Annotated in this window: 14 protein-coding genes; 6 read left to right on the forward strand and 8 right to left on the reverse strand. The window is 64.4% G+C overall.

The genetic code is table 11. The features are described 5' to 3' along the window. Positions 1 to 2 precede the first annotated feature (2 nt). On the reverse strand, positions 3 to 854 hold the full coding sequence (locus AC07R0_RS06245; RefSeq protein ID WP_495104208.1) for a TIM barrel protein: 852 nt from the start codon (positions 852 to 854) through the stop codon (positions 3 to 5). A 264-nt stretch (positions 855 to 1118) separates the two neighbouring features. Here AC07R0_RS06245 and iolG point away from each other — a divergent pair, with 264 nt between their 5' ends. The 3 genes from iolG to AC07R0_RS06260 all read left to right on the forward strand — a co-directional run bounded on the left by iolG (position 1119) and on the right by AC07R0_RS06260 (position 5206). Further along, positions 1119 to 2114 (forward strand): inositol 2-dehydrogenase, encoded by a 996-nt coding sequence (iolG, locus tag AC07R0_RS06250; RefSeq protein WP_495098054.1) that lies wholly within the window; start codon positions 1119 to 1121, stop codon positions 2112 to 2114. A gap of 3 nt (positions 2115 to 2117) precedes the next feature. After that, entirely contained in the window at positions 2118 to 3143 is a 1026-nt protein-coding gene (locus tag AC07R0_RS06255) for a Gfo/Idh/MocA family oxidoreductase (RefSeq protein WP_495098055.1), read from the forward strand. Positions 3144 to 3256: 113 nt separating this feature from the next. Beyond that, positions 3257 to 5206: a methyl-accepting chemotaxis protein gene (locus AC07R0_RS06260; RefSeq protein WP_495098056.1), complete on the forward strand. Its 1950-nt coding sequence runs from the start codon at positions 3257 to 3259 to the stop codon at positions 5204 to 5206. On the opposite strand, the gene AC07R0_RS06265 is transcribed toward AC07R0_RS06260, so the two are convergent. Beyond that, positions 5203 to 6123, reverse strand: a complete 921-nt coding sequence (locus AC07R0_RS06265; protein WP_495104209.1) for an inositol monophosphatase family protein — start codon at positions 6121 to 6123, stop codon at positions 5203 to 5205. The two genes, AC07R0_RS06260 and AC07R0_RS06265, sit on opposite strands and share 4 nt — an antisense overlap. A 95-nt stretch (positions 6124 to 6218) precedes the next feature. On the opposite strand from AC07R0_RS06265, the gene AC07R0_RS06270 reads away from it, so the two are divergent. Together AC07R0_RS06270 and cysE are read left to right on the forward strand one after the other, a co-directional pair. After that, the gene (locus AC07R0_RS06270) at positions 6219 to 7010 is read left to right on the forward strand and encodes an RNA methyltransferase (protein ID WP_495104210.1); all 792 of its coding nucleotides are present in this window, start codon (positions 6219 to 6221) and stop codon (positions 7008 to 7010) included. Between the two features lie 9 nt (positions 7011 to 7019). Continuing rightward, positions 7020 to 7793 (forward strand): serine O-acetyltransferase, encoded by a 774-nt coding sequence (gene cysE, locus AC07R0_RS06275; RefSeq protein ID WP_495104211.1) that lies wholly within the window; start codon positions 7020 to 7022, stop codon positions 7791 to 7793. On the opposite strand, the gene creD is transcribed toward cysE, so the two are convergent. From creD to yjgA, 6 genes are all read right to left on the reverse strand, one after another. After that, positions 7771 to 9177, reverse strand: coding sequence for a cell envelope integrity protein CreD (gene creD, locus AC07R0_RS06280; RefSeq protein WP_495104212.1), 1407 nt, complete (start codon positions 9175 to 9177; stop codon positions 7771 to 7773). The genes cysE and creD overlap by 23 nt on opposite strands. A gap of 100 nt (positions 9178 to 9277) precedes the next feature. Beyond that, entirely contained in the window at positions 9278 to 10681 is a 1404-nt protein-coding gene (creC, locus tag AC07R0_RS06285) for a two-component system sensor histidine kinase CreC (RefSeq protein WP_495104213.1), read from the reverse strand. A 1-nt stretch (position 10682) separates the two neighbouring features. After that, on the reverse strand, positions 10683 to 11378 hold the full coding sequence (gene creB / locus AC07R0_RS06290; RefSeq protein ID WP_495104214.1) for a two-component system response regulator CreB: 696 nt from the start codon (positions 11376 to 11378) through the stop codon (positions 10683 to 10685). A gap of 112 nt (positions 11379 to 11490) precedes the next feature. Further along, entirely contained in the window at positions 11491 to 12321 is an 831-nt protein-coding gene (locus AC07R0_RS06295; RefSeq protein ID WP_495104215.1) for a PhzF family phenazine biosynthesis protein, read from the reverse strand. Positions 12322 to 12395: 74 nt separating this feature from the next. After that, the gene (mog, locus tag AC07R0_RS06300) at positions 12396 to 12983 is read right to left on the reverse strand and encodes a molybdopterin adenylyltransferase (RefSeq protein WP_495104216.1); all 588 of its coding nucleotides are present in this window, start codon (positions 12981 to 12983) and stop codon (positions 12396 to 12398) included. Beyond that, the gene (gene yjgA / locus AC07R0_RS06305; RefSeq protein WP_495104217.1) at positions 12980 to 13615 is read right to left on the reverse strand and encodes a ribosome biogenesis factor YjgA; all 636 of its coding nucleotides are present in this window, start codon (positions 13613 to 13615) and stop codon (positions 12980 to 12982) included. The genes mog and yjgA overlap by 4 nt, the downstream gene beginning before the upstream one ends. An 87-nt stretch (positions 13616 to 13702) precedes the next feature. Between yjgA and pmbA the strand changes: the two genes are divergently transcribed. Further along, complete coding sequence (pmbA, locus tag AC07R0_RS06310) at positions 13703 to 15082, forward strand: metalloprotease PmbA (protein WP_495098066.1); 1380 nt, start codon at positions 13703 to 13705, stop codon at positions 15080 to 15082. Positions 15083 to 15165 lie beyond the last annotated feature (83 nt).

Genomic DNA, 15165 nt, shown 5'->3' on the forward strand with positions numbered 1-15165 from the left:
GATCAAGCTGCTACGGCGGCCTTTTGCTTCTCAGCGGCCACGGCCTGGGTCAGGTAGGCCATGCTGCTGGCCAGTTGCTGCTCGATGTCTGTGGCGGCGGCGATTTCTTCGGCAAAGGGCTCGAACGACACATAGCCCTGGTAGCCCGCGTCCAGCAGGGTGTTGAGCTGGGTGGCATTGCCCAGGCGGTCAGCGGCACCGACCAGTACACGGTGGCTGTCGCGCATTTGCGCAGGCGTGAGGGCCGTGTCTTCTACGCCGGAGATATGCACCAAACCTGTCAGCTCGGGGAAGAACAGGCCTTCGCCGGCCAGGTGGTGGTGGAAGGTGTCGTGCACCAGCTTGAAGGTGTCCTCGCCACCGATTTCGCGGATGGCGCGCACGGCCTGCGACTTGCGGCGCACAGCGCATTCTTCAAAGCCCAGCGGCTCGACCAGGCCGATCAGGCCAGCGGCCTCGAGCAGGGGTTTGAGCTGCTTCAGGGCGTGGACCAGGTCCAGGTGGCGCTGGTCTGCCGAGCGTTTGTCGCGCAGGTCGTTGGTGGGGCAGAGCACCAGGGCTTCGGCGCCGCAGGCCACGGCGTAGGCAATCATGTCCGTGGCTTCGTGCAGGCGCTTGGCGTCGAACTGTTCGAAGCGCTGCAGCGCGTTGATGGAGCGGATCACCAGGCCCTGCGCCCGGGCGGCGGCGCCTATGTCTTTGGCCGCTGCGCCGTCGACCATTTCGGCGTCGGGCAGGTCATTGCGGATCTCGATGGCGCCCACGCCCAGGCGCTTGGCCAAGGCGGCGAAAGCGGTGAAGGGAATGCGTGGAGCGCTGATGCGGTTGATCGAGAAGGGGATGGTCTTGGACATGGGGCAGGTCTCCGTATGGGGTTGGTTGGCGTCGCGAATCAAGCCGCCACTCTAGAGAAACTGGGTCGCCCTGGCATCCGGTTTTTTGATCATTTTTGATCATTTACTAGGGTTTACCTTGAAACAAAATTCGACTTTTAAATTTTTTAGAAAAATATTTTCGAAAGTGAAAATTCCCCGTATAGTTCGGCCTGTCGTCACCCGGTTTGCGGGTTTTCTCGTCGATTTGCCGCCCCTTATCTCGACTATTTATCTGGACTATTTATGAAGAACGTTGCTGTTTTCGGTGCCGGCCGCATTGGCCGTATCCACTCCTCCAACCTGGCTGCGTTGCCCGGCGTCAAGCTGAAGTACGTGTGCGATCCCGTGCCTGCGGCCGCCAGTGATCTGGCGCAGAAGTACGGCGCCGAGGTGTCGTCCATCGAAGCCGTGTTGGCCGACAAGAGCGTGGATGCCATCGCCATCTGTTCGTCCACCGACACCCACAGCGACTTGATCATGCGCGGCGCCGCCGCAGGCAAGCACATCTTCTGCGAAAAACCGGTGGACCTGTCCGTGCCCCGCGCCCAGGCCTGCGCCGATGCGGTCAAGGCCGCTGGTGTGGCCTGCATGATCGGCTTCCAACGCCGCTTTGACCCTACCTTCAACGATGCCAGCCGCCGTCTGCTGGCCGGCGAAATCGGCAAGCCCGAGATGCTGATCATCACCAGCCGCGATCCAGGTGCGCCTCCGGCCGAATACATCAAGGCTTCCGGCGGCATCTTCCGCGACATGCTGATCCATGACCTGGACGTGTTCCGCTGGATTCTGTGCGCCGACGGCGACGAAGCCGTGTGGCTGAGCGCCACCGGTTCGGTGCTGACCGACCCCGCCATTGCCGCCACCGGCGACGTGGACAGCACCGCTGTCAGCATCCGTACCAAGTCCGGCCGCCTGTGCCAGATCAACACCAGCCGTCGCGCCGCCTATGGCTACGACCAGCGCTTTGAAGTGCTGGGCTCCACCGGCCTGCTGCAATGCGGCAACCACACGCCCACAGAGGTGGTGCAGTGGGATGCCAACGGCATCCGCGCAGACAAGCCCGAGGCCTTCTTCCTGCAGCGCTATGCCGCCGCCTATCGCCTGGAAATTGCACACTTCTTCGAGTGCCTGCAGTCCGGTGCGGCCTTCAAGACCACGGTGGCCGATGGCGTTGCAGCACAAAAGCTGGCCGACGCTGCCACCGAAAGCTACAAGTCCGGCCTGCCCGTTACGTTCTAAGCCATGGCTACCAAACCTAATTTGCGGATCGGTATTGCCGGTCTGGGCCGTCTCGGCCAACGCCATGCCGAAGCCCTGGCTTTCAGCACCCGCCATTGCACCCTGGTGGCGGCCTGCAGCCCGGTGGCCAGCGAGCGCGCCTATGCGGGCGAGCAGCTGGGCATCGCGCGGCTGTACGAAGATTTCGACGCCATGCTGGCCGACTCCGAGATCGATGCGGTGGTGCTGGTGACACCCACTTCATTGCACGCAAACCAGACCATTGCGGCACTGGAGGCGGGCAAGCATGTGTTCGTGGAAAAACCGCTGGCGTTGAACGTGGAAGATTGCGAACGCGTGCTGGCCGTGGCCGAGCGCCGCCCCGACCAGGTGGCCATGGTGGGCTTTGTGCGCCGCTTTGACCCCAGCTATGTCAGCGCCCAGGCGGCGGTGGCATCGGGCGAGATTGGCCAGCCTTTCCTGGTGCGTTCGCAAACCTGCGACCAGAATGACCCCGAAGGCTTCTTCGTGCGCTTTGCACCCACCTCCGGCGGCATCTTCATGGACTGCAGCGTGCACGACATCGATCTGGCGCGTTGGATGCTGGGTCGTCCCAAGGCGTTGCGCGCCTTCGCTACCGGCACGAATGCGCTGCACCCGGCGCTGGCCGAATTTGGCGATGTGGACAACGGCCTGGCGGTGGTCGAGTTCGAAGGCGGCGCCCGTGCCGTGCTGTACGCATCGCGCACCATGGCCCATGGACACGAGACCAGCACCGAAGTGATCGGCACGGCCGGCAAGCTGACCGTGGGCGAGCACGCCGCGCGCGACCGCGTGGTGCGCAGCGACGGCCATGGCGTGCGCCATGCGGTGGTGAAGGATTTCTACGAGCGTTTCGAAGCCGCGTTCGCGGCCGAGATGGCAGCCTTTGTCGCGGCTTGCCGTGGTGAAAAGCCTTTGACGCTGACCTTGGCCGACGCGCTGGAAGCGACCCGTATTGGCCTGGCCATTACCCGCTCGCTGCGTAGCGGGCAAGCCGAATCGGTGTAGCGCCTGCTACCCGTCTTACCGCATCGGCCTGTCTGCGGTGCGGTAAGCCAGCCCTGAGGGGCTAACGACAAACGTCCTGCCCAGGCGGGTCGATAAAAAAAGAGGCGGAGACAATGTTCAAATTCAAGCTTCCCAAAAAGACAGTCGCGCGCCAGTTGGCGCTTTTGTCGTTTGCCGGGCTGGTGCTGGTCTTGCTTGGGGCCAGTGTGGCGATAGGCGTGCTGGAGCACCGCAGCACGCATGCGCTGATGGTTTCATCGGTGGCCGAGCGGGTACAGGGCATCGTGGCCTCTACCGACGCGTCCGACCAGGTCAACCGGGGCTTGGTGGTGAATGCGTTTGGCGCCTTGCGGCGCAACTTCGACCGGACTGTGGTGCTCGACCCCGCGTCCGGCGAACTCATGAGCGGCGGCAATGCCATCAACGATGACTTCCAGGTGGTGGACAAGTACGCGCGCGACACCGGTGGCGTGGTGTCGGTGTATGCCAAGCAGGGTGATGACTTTGTGTCCATCACCTCGTCGCTGCGCAAGGGGGATGGCGCACGTGATATCGGCACGGTGCTGAACAAGCAGTCGCCAGCCTACAAGCTGGTCATGGCGGGCGAGGGCTATTCCGGCGTCGCCAACCTGTACGGCAAGCCGTATATGACGCATTACGAGGCCATGAAAGATGCTTCGGGTGCGATCGTGGGGGTGCTGTTTTCAGGGACCGACGTGTCCTTTCAGCAGTTCGTGATGGGCAAGCAGATTGCCGACACGCATTTTTTTGAAACCGGCGGTGTGTACTACATCGACGCCAGCGGCGCTGTATCGGACGCCCGATTCCTGGTGCACCCCGAGGCCAAGGGCAAGAAGGTGCTGGATGCCTACCCGAACGCCGGCAAGTTCCTGGACGCTCTGGCCGCTGCGCCAGACGGCTATGTGCGCAATGCCTTTCCGTTTCTGGGCGAGCCCGACGAGGACCGCTGGGCCGTGATGCGCAAGACCAAGGAGGGCAATGGTTGGATCGTCGCCGAAGTGTCGGAGCGGGAGTCGATGGCGCCGTACTGGGCGAATATGCGCATGGTCTGGGGCATGCTGGGCGTGACCGCGTTGCTGCTGGCGGCAGGGCTGTTCTTGCTGGTGCGCCGCATGGTCAGCCAACCGTTGGGAGAACTGACTACCGCCATCAACCAGGTGACGCAGGGTGATCTGACCCAGGCCCTGCTTTCCCAGCGCAACGATGAAATCGGCGACCTGGTAAACCAGGTGGACGCTATGCGGCAACGCTATAGCCAGACCTTGTTGAAAGTGCGCGGCTCGGTGGACAGCATAGGCACGGCCAGCTCCGAGATTGCCAGCGGCAGCCAGGATTTGAGTGTGCGCACAGAGCGCGCCGCCACCAATTTGCAGACTGCTGCCACGAATATGGAGCAGCTGACCAGCGCTGTGAAAAGCTCGGCCGATGCCGCGCGCCAGGCCAATCTGCTGGCGGCAACCGCTGCCGAGGTGGCGGCCCGAGGCGGCGCGGCGGTGGGTGATGTGGTGTCCACCATGGACGAGATCAACCGCAGCTCGAAGAAGATATCCGACATCATCGGCGTGATCGACGGCATTGCGTTCCAGACGAATATTCTGGCCTTGAACGCTGCAGTGGAGGCTGCCCGGGCCGGAGAGCAAGGGCGGGGCTTTGCCGTGGTCGCCAGCGAGGTGCGTAGCCTGGCCGGGCGCAGTGCCGATGCGGCGAAGGAAATCAAGCTGCTGATTGGTGCCTCGGTGCAGACCGTGGTAAACGGCTCCCGGCTGGTGCGCAATGCCGGTGACACCATGAATGAGATTGTGGGTTCGGTGCAGCGCGTCAGCGCCATCATCGGCGAGATTACCGCCGCTGCGGGCGAGCAATCAGACGGTATTGCCCAGGTGAACCACTCGGTGGGCGAGCTGGACCAGATGACGCAGCAAAACGCGGCCCTGGTCGAACAATCCGCGGCGGCGGCCGAGAGCCTGCGCGATCAGGCCCAGCTGCTGGCCCAGGCGGTGGAGGTGTTCAAGCTCGCGCCCGGACACCTCGCCTTGCCTTAAAACGGCGCGTCTTCGCTCTTGCTGTTTTCGGCCGCGTCTTCTACGGGCGCGGCTTCAGCGGTTTCGCTTGCTGCAGCCTGGCGCAGCGTGGCTTTTTCGCCGGCGCTGGCGAACTTGCTGTACTTGCCCAGGATGGACACCAGCTGGCCGTAGACGCGCGGGTTGCCGGCCATGCATTCCTTCTGGTCCAGGAAGTCGGCTTCGCCGGTGAAGTTGCCCACCAGGCCACCGGCTTCGGTGATCAGCAGCGAGCCGGCCGCCATGTCCCATGGGTTCAGGCCGGTTTCAAAGAATCCGTCGGTGAAGCCCGCGGCCACATAGGCCATGTCCAGCGCTGCAGCACCCGGGCGGCGCATGCCGGCCAGCTTGGGCATCAGGTCGGACATCATGCCCAGGTAGTTCTTGAAGTTGTCGCCTGGGCGGAACGGGAAGCCGGTGGAGATCAGGCATTCGTTCAAGCGCACGCGCTTGGACACGCGGATGCGGCGCTCGTTCATGTACGCGCCGCGGCCCTTGGTGGCGGTGAACAGGTCGTTGCGGGTGGGGTCGTACACCACGGCTTGTTCGATCTTGCCCTGCACGGCCAGCGCGATGCTGACGCAGTAGAACGGAAAGCCGTGGATGAAATTGGTGGTGCCGTCGAGTGGATCGATGATCCACACGTACTCAGAATCTTTGGCGCCGTGTTCCGAACCCGATTCCTCTGCCAGGATGCCGTGGCCAGGATAGGCCGCCAGCAGCGTCTCGATGATCACGGCCTCGGCGGCTTGATCGACTTCGGTGACGAAGTCATTGATCTGCTTCTGCGAGATACGCACCGCTTCGACATCGAGTGCCGCGCGGTTGATGAGGTTGCCTGCGGCACGGGCGGCCTTGACGGCCACGTTAAGCATCGGGTGTAGGTTGGGGAGCGCCATAAATTGTAGGTAAGAGCAAAAGAAGAGCGGCCAGGCGATGCGGGCAGCGACAATCGGGGGATTTTACCTCTTCATAAGTTTTTGCCGATTTCGCCATGCAAAGCCGTTTTATTCTGATCCAACCCAGCCATGCTGGCAATGTGGGTGCCACCGCCCGCGCGATGAAAGTCATGGGCTTTGACGACCTGGTGCTGGTCAACCCGCGCTGGCCGAATGTGCTGCGCCGCCAGGAGACCATACAGCGCGCCAGCGGCGCCCTGGACGTGTTGGACAAGGCCCGCATCGTCGCCTCCCTGGACGAAGCGCTGGACGGCATGGACCACCTGTGCGCCACAGCCATGACGCCACGCGACTTCGGCCCGCCCACCCGCGCGCCGCGCGAGCATTTCGAGATGCTATTGAAACAGGAGCTGCCCGCGCAGGTGGAATCTGCGCCAGAGGTCAATTTACCTTCAAGCCTGCCGGAGGGCGTGGCGTTTCTGTTTGGTTGCGAACGCTTCGGCATGGCAAACGAAGACGTGTACCGCAGCCATGTCGCTTTGAGCATTCCCACCAACCCGAAATTCGGCTCGCTGAACCTGGCCGCAGCCGTGCAGCTGATCGCCTACGAATGGCGCATGGCCCTGGGCGGTTTTGCGGTGGAAAGCAGCACGCCGCCGCCGGTGCGGGCCGATGCGCGCCAGGTGGCCGGCATGCTGGCGCACTGGGAGCAAGCGCTGACCGAGCTGGGCTTCCTGGACCCGGCCGCACCCAAGAAGCTGATGCCGCGGCTGAACCAGTTGTTCAACCGTGCCCAGCCGCTGCAGGAAGAAATCCACATCCTGCGCGGCATCGCCAAAGCCATCTCGCAGATGGCGGATAAAGCGCAATCCCTAGCAAACGACTAGACTATTCCGATGTTTTCCCGCATCCGCTCCGACATCCGCTGCATTCTCGACCGTGACCCCGCTGCCCGCAGCACCTGGGAGGTGCTCACGTGCTATCCCGGCCTGCACGCCGTGGTGCTGCACCGTCCGGCCCACTGGTGCTGGAACCATGGTTTCAAATGGTTGGGGCGCTTCATTTCGCATTGCACGCGTTGGCTGACCGGCATCGAGATCCACCCCGGCGCCAAGCTGGGTGAACGGGTGTTTTTCGACCACGCCATGGGCGTGGTGGTCGGCGAGACCGCTGAAATTGGCGACGGCTGCACCATCTACCAGGGCGTGACCCTGGGCGGCACCTCGCTGTACAAGGGCGCCAAGCGCCATCCGACCCTGGGCCGCGACGTGGTGGTCAGCGCGGGCGCCAAGGTGCTGGGCGGCTTTACCGTGGGCGACGGCGCCAAGATCGGCTCCAACGCCGTGGTCATCAAGCCGGTGCCGGCCGGTGCTACGGCCGTGGGCATTCCGGCCCGCATCATCCTGCCGAAAGACGGCCAGGTGGGCGACGCCGCCATGGCCACACCACGCTTCAGCGCCTACGGCATTACCCCCGATGGCGACCCCATCGGCGAAGCCATGCGCGGCCTGATCGACAACGCCTCCAACCAGGACCACCAGATCGCCATGCTGTGGCAAGCCATCGAAAAGCTGTCTGCCAGCCAGACCACACCCGATTGCGTGCCCTGCGACGCGGCACGTACCGAGTGCTTTGAGGCAGAGAAGCTCACGCAGTTGGTGGGGAAATAGCGCCGCTGGACGCGACTTTGAGCCGCGCATACCAGTCCACCTTGCGGGTTAACAGCATCACGCTGGCCAGCACGGCGAAGAGCGCAATCGCTCCGACGACCATCGCCGTCTGCTCCAGCTGCAGCAGTACAAACAGCAGCCCGTAGAGCGCGGCAATGCCGGCGGCAAATGGCAAGCCACGCTTCCAGCTGTGCAGCATATGGCTGGCGTAGTAGCCCAGCAACAATACACAGGCACTGGCACCGATGCCGTAGGCAATATCGAACGGCAGGTGCTCGGACAGGCTGACCAGCAGTAGAAAGAAGATGCTGATCGCCGCTCCCACCAGAAAGTACTGGATGGGGTGCACCCGCAGCCCGCGCATGAATTCAAACAGGCCCACGGCCACAAACGTCAGCGCGATGAACAGCAGGCCGTATTTGGTGGCCCGGTCAGACAGCGAATAGGTGTTGATCGGGTCGATAAAGCTGACGCCGAGGGTTTCGACGCAGGCAGTGTTGGCGGCCACAGCTTCGTCTGATGTTGCGCGTGGCGAGGCGTAGCTTGGACTGCCGGCACTGCTGCTGCAAAGCCGGCCGCCGTTCAGCACGGCCTGCTGGGCCGAGCTGGCCAGGGCGGAGACACGCCAGCTGGCTTCGAAGCCTTTGTCGCCGACCTTGCGCTCCGAGGGCAAAAACTGTCCGTAAAAGCTGGGGTGTGGCCAGTTGGAGCTGAGGCTGATTTGGTTGGCACTGCCCAGTGGCACGATGTTCAGGCCTTCTGTGCCCAGCAATTCCAGCGCGATTTCGGCGCTCAGTGGCACGTTGAAATTGGTGCCGGCGGGCAAACTGGCCTGCACGCCGCGCGGGTAGGCGGTGTGCCCGGTGCCGGCACGCACCACCAGCGCTGCGCCGTTGGCCTGCACATCGGCCTGGCGAATACCCCGGGCATCGGATACCGCCAGCATCAATACAGGTGGACCGCATTGCAGTTTGGAATCCGCATGCTGGCGTCCGCCTTCCAAGGTTTTGAGGTCTGCCCACTGCGCAGTAATGCGCGACTTGAAGCTAAATACCTGGGTGGCATGCAGGCCGCGCGCCCGCGCCTCCACCTGGCTGGTGCCCGCTGCGTTCAGGCTTGTGGGGGCTGCAACGCGGATGAACTCGCGGCGTTGGGCGACCGGGCCGTTTTCCCCGGGTGTGTTCCATTCCTCGGTGCAGTTCACCTGCACCAAGGGCCCCAACAGCGTCTGGCTGCCCGCCAGGCTTTGCGCCACGCTGTTTACGGCGTTCTGGTGTTGCAACTGCCGTTCGTGGACCAGATCCGTGATCTGTGCCAGGCCGATCAACAGCAAGATTGCCACCAGCAACAGACCGCCGAGTTTTCCAAAAATAATAGACTTCATTTCCCCTCCTTGTTGAACAAGCCACGAGCTTGATCAGCCCGGGTGAGGGCAGAGTGAAGTGTGTGAAGTGAAAGTGAAGTCCGGCGTTTTAAGGACGTGTTCAAGGCGGAAAATGCAGCTCCACCCGCAGCCCCGGCTGGGTGTTTTTCACCTGCATATGCCCGCCATGCAGCGCCATGATCTGCTGCACGATGGCCAGGCCCAGGCCCGAGCCTTTGGTGACACCGTCGGGCCGCACGGTGGAGAAGAACTTCTGCCCCAGCTTGGGCAGCGCATAGCCAGGCACGCCGGGGCCGCTGTCCTGCACCACGATGGCCTGGCCTTCGACGCCCAGGCGGATGCGGCTGCCCGGCGGGGCAAAGGCGGCGGCGTTGTCCAGCAGATTGCCCAGGGCCAGGGCCAGCAAGTCGGCTTCGATGTGGGCCGTGGCCGGGCTGTCGCTTGCTATCAAGTCGATAGCTATATGCGCACGGTCTACCTGCGCCAGGGCCATAAATGATGCTAAATATTCGCTCAGACGCAGGCGCTGGGGCTGCAGCAGTTCCTGGCGCTGTTCCAGCTTGCTGAGCTCCAGCAGGCGGTCCACCAGGCTCTGCAGCCGCCGGGTCTGGGCCAGCACGTCGGCGGCGAATTCCTGCCGGTCGGGCTCGGGCAATGGCTCCTGCAGCAGCTCGCCAGCGCCGCGGATGGCGGCCAGCGGGCTCTTCAGCTCGTGGGTCAGGGCGCGCACATAGCCTTCGATGTAGTCGCGGCCCTCGACCCGCTGGCGCATCGCCTGCATGGCCCGCGCCAGCTCGCCCAGCTCGCCGGGAATGCGCGGCAGCGGCAGCTTCTTGCCGGCCTCCATGGCGTTGGCGTAGCGGCGCAGCTGGCGGATGCTGTAGACCACCCACAGCGTCACCGCCACCCCCACCGCTGCCGACAGGGCCAGCAGCCAGAAGCCGCTGACCAGAATCTTGCGCTCGGCCCGGTCGATGAAGGCCTGCACCGTGGCCACCGGCTTGGCCACCGTCAGCACGCCGATGACCTGGCCGCCGTAGTTGACGGGCGCGGCCACGTACAGCACCGAGCTGCGGTCGTCCTCGTAGACCTGGCGCGTGGCCCGGGCGCCGTACTCGCCGCGCAGCGTGCGGGCCACGTCGCGCCATTGCGAATAGTCTTGCCCCACCGCCACCCGGGCCGAGTCGAACATGACCGTGCCCTTGGCATCGGTCACGTAGACGCGGAAGTCCAGCGACTGTTTGTCCAGGCCCCAGATGCGCGCGTCTATGGGCCGGCGCGCGTAGGCGCCGACCTGGGTGGCGAACCGGCCCTGCGCCATGTTGCCGGCGCGCAGATCGTCGACGGCCAGCTCGGCCAGGATGTTGGCGGTGTCGACCATCATGTCTTCCATCACCTCGCGCACGCTGGGCTTGACCTCGGCCACAAAGATGCGCAGCACGAACAGGCCAGCCAGCCCGGTGATCAGGAAAAAGCCGAACAGGATGCGGATGCCCAGATGCATCTCAGGTTTGCGGCGCGATGGAATAGCCCAGGCCGCGGTGCGTGGCGATCGGGTCGAGCGTGGGCGTGATCTGCTGCAGCTTGGCGCGCAGGGTCTTGATGTGCGTGTCCACCGTGCGGTCGGTGCTTTCCGAGTCGTTGCCCCATACCGCGCTCAGCAGGGCGTCGCGGCTGCGGATGCGCCCGGGCTGGCGCAGCAGCTCGGCCAACAGGCCCAGCTCGCGCCGGGTCAGCGGCAAGGCCTGGCCCTGCCAGGTGGCGCGCTGGCCGTCCAGGTCCAGCGTGAAGCCGGTGGGGGCGGGCGGCGCCGGGTTGGCCGGGGCCGAGGCGCGTCGCAGCAGGCCGCGTACCCGCGCCACCAGCTCGCGCGGGCTGAAGGGCTTGGTCACATAGTCGTCGGCGCCCAGCTCCAGGCCGACGACGCGGTCGATCTCTTCGCCCTGCGCGCTGAGTACCAGCAGCGGCAGGTGGCGCTGGGTGGCGTTGGCGCGTACCTGGCGGCATACGTCCAGGCCTGAGCCATCGGGCAGGCCGATGTCGAGCACCAGCAGATCGGGCGGTGCGATCTCCAACTGGCGCAGCGCATCCGCCACCAGCAGGCAGTGCGTCACCCGCAGTCCCACGCGCTCGAAGGTGTAGACCACGGTTTTGGCGATGGCCGGGTCGTCTTCCAGCAGCAGGATGTGGGGGAGGTGCATGGTTCGGCTGGACAGATGGCCTGGGTGGGCGCTGTTATTCGTGTGAAGTTCAAGTCTTTTAGGTCGCCAGCGCATATTCCACCTGCGCTGGATGCTCCTATTTGGATAGCAATCAGGCCATCAACCGGGCTGTGCCAGATACGCGTACCGAGCTGCCTGGCTGGCTGCTGAACTCGGCGCGCAGCAGGGAGCGCATGCCCATGTCTTCGCCTTGCACCACGTCGATGGCACCACCGTGCGGCCAGTCCAGGTCGCGCAGGTAGCCGGCCAGGGCGGCGGTGGCGGCGCCGGTGGCGGGGTCTTCCAGCACACCGCCAGATGCGAAGGCGTTACGGGTGTGGAAGCGCTGCGCTGACTCGGCAAAAGCCAGCAGGATGGTCACCAGGCCGGCGCGCAGCATCAGGCTGCGGCCTGTGGCCAGGTCGTAGTGCATGGTGGCCAGGGCGCTGCGGGTCTTCAGTGCCAGCACCAGGTGGTCGGCACCGCCGTGTATCAGGGCCGGCGGGATGCGCGGGTCCAGGTCGTGGGCGGTGTAGCCCAGCAGGGCCAGAGCCTCGGCCACCAGTTCGGCAGGCGCGGGCTGGCTGCGTGTGGGCGGCGACTGCAGTGCTGCAGTGAACAGTGTGCCGGCGCTGCGGCCTTCCACGGTGATCTGGGCGTGGTTCAGCGTCAGCGGGTAGACGCCGTCGCCGTGCTGCTGCGCCAGGACCGCACCCAGCGCGATGGTGGCGTGTCCGCAGAACGCTACCTCGGTCTCGGGTGAGAAATAGCGCACCCGCCAGGCGCTGCCCATGGGCGCGGCGAAAGCGGTTTCAGAAAAACCGACGGCTGCAGCGGTGCGCTGCATTTCGGCGTCGCTGGGCAGAACATCGGCGATGACGACGCCTGCGGGGTTGCCGCCGCTGGAGCCGTCGGAGAAGGCGGCGAGTTTCAGGACTTGCATGGTGTCTCCTTGCAGAAATGAGAAGGGCTGAAAGTCATTTTCAGCCGGGGCGTGAAGCCCTGCCGCCGTCGTGCTTACTGGGCAGCCGGTGGACGGATGGCCGATTTGGGCCGGAAGGCCTTGCACACCGTCTCGACGGTTTCCAGATAAGGGCCGCCGATCAGGTCGATGCAGTAGGGCACGGCGGCAAAGATGCCGGGCGTGCCCAGGGCGGGCAGGCCTTCCAGCGTCTCGGCTATCGCCTTGGGCTGGCCGGGCAGGTTGATGACCAGGCTTTTGTCGCGGACCACGGCGGTCTGGCGCGACAGGATGGCGGTGGGCACGAACTTCAGGCTGATTTGGCGCATCTGCTCGCCAAAGCCGGGCATTTCCTTGTGGGCAATGGCCAGCGTGGCCTCGGGCGTGACGTCGCGCAGTGCAGGGCCGGTGCCACCGGTGGTCAACACCAGGCTGCAGCCGGCGTCGACCAACTCGACCAGGGTGGCGCTGATGACGGCTTGTTCGTCGGGGATCAGGCGGGGCACGAATTCGATGGGGTTTTTCAGCGCCCGCGTCAGCCAGTCCTGCAGCGCGGGCAGGCCTTTGTCTTCGTAGACGCCGGTGCTGGCGCGGTCGCTGACCGAGACGATGCCGATCTTCACGGGGTCGAAGGAGGCGCTCATTCTTCTACCGTGCCGTCGTTCAGCGGGCCGTCGGTTTCCGCCAGGTGCTCGCGCACCAGCTGGAAGATGTCGCGGTAGGCGCGGCCGTGGCGGGGCAGGGCGCCGGGCGTTGCAGGCACCAGGTCTTTGCGGGCCTGGCGCACCAGGGCACGCAGCTGCTGGGAGTCGGTTTGCGGGAAGGCGGCGATCCATTCGCCCACGGCGGCATCGTCGGCGATCAGGCGGTCGCGCCAGGTTTCGGCCTTGTGCAGGGCCAGGTTTTCCTGGGCCGAGCCAAACTGTTGCACCTTCAATGCGGCGCGTATGGCTTCCAGCATCTCGGGTTCTTGCTTGCGCATGAGCTTGCCGATGTACTGCATTTGCCGGCGCTTGCCTTCGAAGTTGGTGATGCGCTTGGCTTCGACCACCGCGTCGTGCAGCTTTTCGCCCAGTTGAAGCTTGGTGAACAGGTCGGTGCGCAGGGTCAGCAGGTCTTCACCCAGCTTTTGCAATTCGTCGCTTTCGCGTTTCATGTCGGTGCGGCTGGCGGAGTCGGTGCCCTTGAGTTCGGCTTTGAGCTGGATGTCCAGTTCGCTGCCTTCGGCGACGAAGGTGCCTTGGACGTAATAGCCTTTGGTGGGTTTGCGTGACATGGTATTTCTGGGTGGGGTGGCGCTGTGCGCGGGTATCCGATGGGGCGCGGCCTAGGTGCCGGCGTGGCAAGTATCATAGCCGCCAACATGAAAAACCCAGATTCCACAGTTTCCCGCCCCGACAGTGGCTTTGCCTACAGCCGGCCTTTCTTTGAAGAACTGGTAGACAGCGCCCTGGCGCACGCCAAAAAACTTGGTGCGACTGACGCCGGTGCCGAGGCCTCCGAGGGCTGCGGCCTGAGCGTATCGGTGCGCAAGGGCGCGCTGGAAACCGTGGAGCGCAACCGCGACAAGTCGCTGGGCATCACGGTTTACATCGGCAAACGCCGTGGCAACGCCAGCACCTCCGATTTCTCCAAGGCAGCCATCCAGCAGACCGTGCAAGCGGCCTACGATATTGCCCGCTTCACCGCCGAAGATCCGGCCGCCGGCCTGCCCAGTTCCAAGGACATTGCCAAGCGCCAGGTGGACCTGGACCTGTTCCACCCCTGGGCCATCACCAGCGAAGACGCGGCCCAGATCGCCATGGAATGCGAGGCCGCGGCCCTGCAGACCAGCAAGCACATCACCAACAGCGAAGGCGCGGGCGTGTCGGCCCAGCAGTCGCATTTCTTCAGCGCACACACCAATGGTTTCCGGGGCGGCTACGCCAGCTCGCGGCATTCTTTGTCGGTAGCGCCGATTGCTGGCAAGGGTAGCGGCATGCAGCGCGACTCCTGGTACAGCTCCATGCGCGACGCGGCCGAGCTGGCTTCGCCGCAGGACGTGGGCCGTTACGCCGCCCAGCGCGCCCTGAGTCGCCTGAAGGCGCGCAAGATACCCACCGTGGAATGCCCGGTGTTGTTCGAGTCGCCGCTGGCCGCCGGCCTGCTGGGTGGCTTTGTGCAGGCCGTCAGCGGCGGTGCGCTGTACCGCAAGAGCACATTTCTGCTGGACTCCATGGGCAAGCAGATCTTCCCCAAGCACATCGATCTGATGGAAGACCCGTTCGTGAAGCGCGGCAAGGGCAGCTCGCCGTTCGACGAAGAGGGCGTGCGCGTCAAGGCGCGCAAGGTGGTGGACGCGGGTGTGGTCGAAGGTTACTTCCTCAGTAGCTACTCGGCGCGCAAGCTGGGCATGAAGACCACCGGCAACGCTGGCGGTTCGCACAATCTGACGCTCACCTCTCGCCGCACCCGTGCGGGCGACGACCTGGACGCGATGCTGAAAAAGTTGGGCACCGGCCTGTTCGTGATCGAGCTGATGGGCCAGGGCGTGAACTACGTGACCGGCGACTACTCGCGTGGCGCCAGCGGCTTCTGGGTGGAAAACGGCGAGATCGCCTTCCCCGTGGAAGAGATCACCATCGCCGGCAACCTGAAGGACATGTTCAAGGGCATCCAGGCGATTGGCGCAGATACCTACAACTACGGCGCGAAAACCGTGGGCTCGATCCTGGTCAACAAGATGAAGGTGGCCGGGAGCTGATCTAAGCTTTTTAGGCCTCAGGCGCTTATTCCACCTGTGCCACCAGCTATCAATATAGTAGCTGATGGCGTTTTGCTTGGCGT

This window comes from Rhodoferax sp. GW821-FHT07F03 (genome assembly GCF_059418745.1).

What these genes read in the sequence shown, in the direction of transcription:
- creD (WP_495104212.1), bottom strand. Translation starts at nt 9,177, where the DNA reads ATGAAGTCTATTATTTTTGGAAAACTCGGCGGTCTGTTGCTGGTGGCA.
- pmbA (WP_495098066.1), top strand. Translation starts at nt 13,703, where the DNA reads ATGAAAAACCCAGATTCCACAGTTTCCCGCCCCGACAGTGGCTTTGCC.
- AC07R0_RS06265 (WP_495104209.1), bottom strand. Translation starts at nt 6,123, where the DNA reads ATGGCGCTCCCCAACCTACACCCGATGCTTAACGTGGCCGTCAAGGCC.
- yjgA (WP_495104217.1), bottom strand. Translation starts at nt 13,615, where the DNA reads ATGTCACGCAAACCCACCAAAGGCTATTACGTCCAAGGCACCTTCGTC.
- AC07R0_RS06245 (WP_495104208.1), bottom strand. Translation starts at nt 854, where the DNA reads ATGTCCAAGACCATCCCCTTCTCGATCAACCGCATCAGCGCTCCACGC.
- AC07R0_RS06295 (WP_495104215.1), bottom strand. Translation starts at nt 12,321, where the DNA reads ATGCAAGTCCTGAAACTCGCCGCCTTCTCCGACGGCTCCAGCGGCGGC.
- cysE (WP_495104211.1), top strand. Translation starts at nt 7,020, where the DNA reads ATGTTTTCCCGCATCCGCTCCGACATCCGCTGCATTCTCGACCGTGAC.
- AC07R0_RS06270 (WP_495104210.1), top strand. Translation starts at nt 6,219, where the DNA reads ATGCAAAGCCGTTTTATTCTGATCCAACCCAGCCATGCTGGCAATGTG.
- AC07R0_RS06260 (WP_495098056.1), top strand. Translation starts at nt 3,257, where the DNA reads ATGTTCAAATTCAAGCTTCCCAAAAAGACAGTCGCGCGCCAGTTGGCG.
- AC07R0_RS06255 (WP_495098055.1), top strand. Translation starts at nt 2,118, where the DNA reads ATGGCTACCAAACCTAATTTGCGGATCGGTATTGCCGGTCTGGGCCGT.
- iolG (WP_495098054.1), top strand. Translation starts at nt 1,119, where the DNA reads ATGAAGAACGTTGCTGTTTTCGGTGCCGGCCGCATTGGCCGTATCCAC.
- creC (WP_495104213.1), bottom strand. Translation starts at nt 10,681, where the DNA reads ATGCATCTGGGCATCCGCATCCTGTTCGGCTTTTTCCTGATCACCGGG.
- creB (WP_495104214.1), bottom strand. Translation starts at nt 11,378, where the DNA reads ATGCACCTCCCCCACATCCTGCTGCTGGAAGACGACCCGGCCATCGCC.
- mog (WP_495104216.1), bottom strand. Translation starts at nt 12,983, where the DNA reads ATGAGCGCCTCCTTCGACCCCGTGAAGATCGGCATCGTCTCGGTCAGC.